Source organism: Desulfatitalea alkaliphila (assembly GCF_022968795.1).
GTDB lineage: Bacteria > Desulfobacterota > Desulfobacteria > Desulfobacterales > Desulfosarcinaceae > Desulfatitalea > Desulfatitalea alkaliphila.
Map to the genome: position 1 here is coordinate 1 of NZ_JALJRB010000078.1, position 998 is coordinate 998.

The window sequence follows — 998 nt, forward strand, 5'->3', positions numbered from 1 at the left end:
TGCCACAAGGACACGTTTCCAATGAAGTTCGAATTGACAGAATCAGGTAATCAATTTTCAAATTCAGAACTGACGCAGGATCTAATTCGTGTGGCTACGTTGCTTAACAAGAAATCAGTTACCTTGAAAGAATATCAGGAATACGGCAACTATTCGTATCAAACACAGAAAAAACGATTTGGATCATGGTTTAAGGCTTTGGAAACTGCTGGACTTGAAGAGTCAAAACGTCCTTGGGGTGGAGATTTATCTGAAATCAGAATCCCTGAAATACAACTTATTGAAGATATACAAAGAGTAGCGAAAAAGTTGGGTAAAAATGCAATAACAATTGCTGAATATGAAGATCACGGCAAATATGGTTCGTCTGCCATTTCAAAAAGATTTGGTGGGTGGAACAAGGCAAAGGTGGTGGCAGGGCTGGAAATTGGGAGATTATATAACTCAACCGATGAGGACTATTTTGAAAATATACTTCATGTTTGGCAAACTTTAGGGCGTCAACCAAAATATCAAGAGATGGTGGCTCCCTTATCGAGGCTTAATGTAAGTTCCTACGAAAGAAAGTTTGGCTCTTGGAGATCTGCTCTTGTGCGCTTTATTGAGTATGTTAACAAGAAAGATGATGAAGCAACAATTGAGCCTAATATCCTCAATGAAACTATAAAAATTCCATTTGTTCATGATATTCCATCAAAAAATTTAAAGCCTAAAAAGAGAACAAATAGGACAGCCAATTTGAGGCAAAGGTTCCGTGTTATGAAACGAGACGATTTTAGGTGTGTTTTGTGTGGCTCATCGCCTGCAAATAAGCCGGGCTGTGAACTTCACATTGATCATATTTTACCGTGGAGTCAGGGCGGCGAGACAGTTGAAGAAAATCTGCGGACATTGTGTTCTGATTGTAATTTAGGCCGATCAAACAAAGAATAAGCATAACAAATCGCTGCACTGGATTTTTACTCCGCTGCGCTCCGCAAAAACCAGTGAGCTCAAGC

Annotated in this window: 1 protein-coding gene; it reads left to right on the forward strand. The window is 39.5% G+C overall.

Annotated features, from left to right (window positions below):
• Window positions 1–933, forward strand: a 933-nt coding sequence (locus tag MRX98_RS21775) for a homing endonuclease associated repeat-containing protein (RefSeq protein ID WP_246915278.1), incomplete at its 5' end; no start/stop codon positions are given.
• Between the last annotated feature and the right edge of the window lie 65 nt (window positions 934–998).